Here is a 3,368-nt window from a genome sequence, read left to right on the forward strand (position 1 = left end):
TCCACCTGCCGCATGGACGCCTGCGTGGAGCTGCCGCCCGATTGGCGCGACCCCGGCCTGCGCCTGCCCCGCCACCGCTTCGAGGCGCGCTGGATCGCCTCGATGCGCTTCGACGGCCCGTCACAAGACATCGTGCTGGGGTGGAACGCCCTGCTCGACGACTGGCTGCCGAACTCGCCCTTCACCATGGGCGAGGGACATTTTTTCGAGCGCTACGACCCGCGCGAAGGTGCGCCGGGCACCCCGCTCGTGCGCTGCGAGCTGTGCATGCCCGTCCAGCTTCGCCCACTCTGACCCAACCGGAGCTTGCGGTGATTCGACTCCATCGTGCAGCCCTGCTGCTGTGCACACTCCCGCTCGCCCTCTCGGCCGCCGAGGCGCCGCTTCTGTGGGCCGACTTCAAGGAATCGCTGCAAACCCACAGCGGCGCGCCAGTGCTGCCTCTGGCGATGTCCGAACGCCCCGGTGATGCCGTCGCCAACCCCTTGAAGGTGGTCGATTCGGCGGTGATCGTGGGCGGGCGGATCTCGCACGCCAACGGCAGCCAGTGGGCCACCCTCGGCGTCGAGGTGGGCGGCGATGCACGCGGCGCGCCGGTGAACCTGTCGGGCCACGAGAACATCCGCATCCGGCTGTCGGCCAGCACACCGCGGGTGCTGCGCATCCGCCTCAAGGGCCAGGACCTCTCCATCCTCAACGCCGGCTGCTACCCGGTGATGATGCAGAACGTCGGCACCCAGCCGGCCGACTACGTCATCCCGCTCTCGGCCTTCGGGCCCGAGCCCTATTGCGGCGAGCGCGGTGCCACGGTGCAGCAGACGCTGCCGGCCGTCACCAAGGTGGAGATCACCGCCAACGAACCGACCGCCGAGCCGGTGCGTTTCACGGTCGGGCGGGTGGAGTTCATGCGCACGCTCGCAAGCGGCGCGAAGCCTGCTCCCGCGGCAACGCCACCACGTGTCGTGCGCGACGCGCGCTGGGCGCTTGCCTGGTCCGACGAGTTCACCGCACCGGCCGGCCGCGGCATCGACACCACCAAATGGACCGCGGTCCGCTCGACGCAGCCCTCTGTGGCGGGGGTGCGCGCGCTCTATGCCGATTCGCCCAAGGAAGCCTCGCACGACGGCCAGGGCCACCTGGTGCTGCGCGCCCGTGAACTGGCCGATGCCGCATCGCGCTGTACCGGTGGCCCGTGCACCCACGCGAGCGCCAGGCTCCACACCCGCGCGCCGGGCGCGATGCTCTACGGCCGCATGGAAGTGCGCTTCAAGGCGCCGCGTGTGGCGGGCCTGTCGACCACGCTCACCCTGCTCGGCGCACCACTCGCCGAGCTGCCCTGGCCCGACGCCGGCGAGATCGTGCTCTACGAGCACCATGGCCAGCCGGCAAGTGCCACCCTCGGCCTGCACGGCCCCGGCCTGGATGACAACACGCAACGCAACCCCATCGCGCCACTGTCGCCCGAGGCGTCGTCCGACGGCTTCCATGTGGCGGCAGTGGAGTGGGAGCCCTCGCTCATCCGCTGGTTCATCAACGACGTGCCAGTGAAGACCTTGCCACGCTCCGAGCTGGCTGACCGCACCGCGGCGGCCTTCGAGCCCTGGCCCTTCGTGCTGCACCTGGGCCTGGCGGTCGGCGCCGATGGCGCCGGCGCCGTGCCCGACAAGCTGCCTGCCGAAGCCCGCCTGCTGGTCGACCACGTGCGCCTCTACCAACGCAGCGACCTGCTCGCCGCCTCACGCCCGCGCATGACGAGCTGGCAGGCCCAACAACGCAACCCGGTGGCCACCACCTCCGCCCAGGCTGCACCGACGGAAGCCGCCAAGGACTCTTCGCGGCGGCGCGCCGCCGCCGATGCGCCCACCGGCCAGCCGCTGCGGCCGGTCACCTGCGAGCGCAACCCGCGCTACGGTTTGATGATGTGCTACTGAGCGACCCCGGGCCGCGGCCCGGCCGCCCGATGCGCAAGATCCATCAGGCACACCGCAAGCTGCCGCAGGCGGATCGGCCCCCGGAAGAAGACCATGAGATGACCCAACGACAGGAGACATCTGTGGACAAGAATCTGACGACCCGCTCGGCGAGCACCCTGGCCGTGCTCTTCACTGCGGTGATGCTCGCCGCCTGTGGCGGCGGCGGTGAGCCACCTGCAGCCGGATCGCCGTCCCCAGCCCCAGCCCCAGCCCCGGCGCCCGGCCCCGCGCCGTCACCGTCACCTTCGGACCTGCCTTTCGCCACGCCGGCCAGCACCACCGCGACCACCGAAACCGGCGGCATCGAGACCTACCAGTACGCCGAGAACGCCGGCGCCCAGACACCGGGCACACCGGCCTTCGCGGGCGGCGCCGTGAGCTACAGCGCCGCACTCGGTTCGGCGCAGGCTTATGCCGGCACCGCAGTGCGCTTCCATGCCCCCAACAACACGGCCGTCAACGCGTCGGCTTACGGCCGGCTCAAGATCCAGCTCAGGTCGGGCACCGACGCGCTGCTGCTGGTGAAACTGCAGCCCACGCCGGTGGCCGGTGACGGCTGCACGGCGACCGCCGAGGCCATGGTCAGCGCCACGCTGACCGAACTCGTGATCGACCTCAACACCACGAGCTTCCCCTTGCCTGCCCACTGCGCCACCGGCACCACGGTCTCTGCCGTGCGGGCGGGGCTCTTCGCAGTCGATGTGATCAACGCGGCTTCGACCGCGGGCAACCACGACCTCAGCGTGGGCTCGATCTCCCTGGCGCCCTGAGCGCCACGGCAAGCCTTGAGCAAAACACGGGGCGGCACAGCCTCGATTCCAGAAGGGCGGGCCTGCGGGCTCTCCCTCTCAAACCAACAGGAGACAAAACCATGCGCAAGACCCTCTGCGCGGCAGCTTTCATGCTGGCCGCTTCGCTGACCCCCACCACCACGTTCGCCGCCAACGTCTTCGAGGGCTTCGACGGCACGGGCGGGCCCGGCTCGCTGTGGGAAACGGCCAACTGGCACAACGGCGACATCTTCGGCTGCACCTTCGCCTACAGCGAGGCCTGGCGCACCGGCTGGGGCGCGCTGCACCTCAACGTCAACAGCAGCAACGCCAGCAACATCAAGTGTGCCGAGGTGCGCAGCTGGCAATCATTCACCTACGGCAAGTTCGTCACGCGCCTGCAACCGAGCTACATCGCGGGCGCCAACAGTTCGTTCTTCCTGTACGCCGGCAACGCCGGGACGTCGAACCACTTCGAGATCGACATCGAGTTCATCAACGGCGGCCGCACGCTGCACACCAACGTCTGGACGGCGGGCCAGCAGAACTACCGGCAGTTCTCGGTGGCCAACGGCTGGCGCACCATCGGCTTCGAATGGCGCCCGACCTTCGTGCGCTGGTTCCA

The 3,368-nt window shown here is 69.8% G+C and carries 4 protein-coding genes; all 4 read left to right on the forward strand.

The genetic code is table 11. The annotated features are described in order from the left end of the window. The coding region (locus RMO40_RS23905; RefSeq protein ID WP_309726180.1) for a GyrI-like domain-containing protein at nucleotides 1-294 on the forward strand (294 nt) is incomplete at its 5' end. 17 nt (nucleotides 295-311) lie between these two features. Then, nucleotides 312-1,931, forward strand: coding sequence for a family 16 glycosylhydrolase (locus tag RMO40_RS23910; RefSeq protein WP_309726182.1), 1,620 nt, complete (start codon nucleotides 312-314; stop codon nucleotides 1,929-1,931). A 122-nt stretch (nucleotides 1,932-2,053) separates the two neighbouring features. Further along, complete coding sequence (locus tag RMO40_RS23915; protein WP_309726184.1) at nucleotides 2,054-2,743, forward strand: hypothetical protein; 690 nt, start codon at nucleotides 2,054-2,056, stop codon at nucleotides 2,741-2,743. Nucleotides 2,744-2,844: 101 nt separating this feature from the next. After that, on the forward strand, nucleotides 2,845-3,368 hold a 524-nt coding region (locus RMO40_RS23920), incomplete at its 3' end, for a family 16 glycosylhydrolase (RefSeq protein ID WP_309726186.1).

Source organism: Rhizobacter sp. (assembly GCF_031412075.1).
In the GTDB taxonomy this organism is placed as follows: domain Bacteria; phylum Pseudomonadota; class Gammaproteobacteria; order Burkholderiales; family Burkholderiaceae_C; genus Rhizobacter.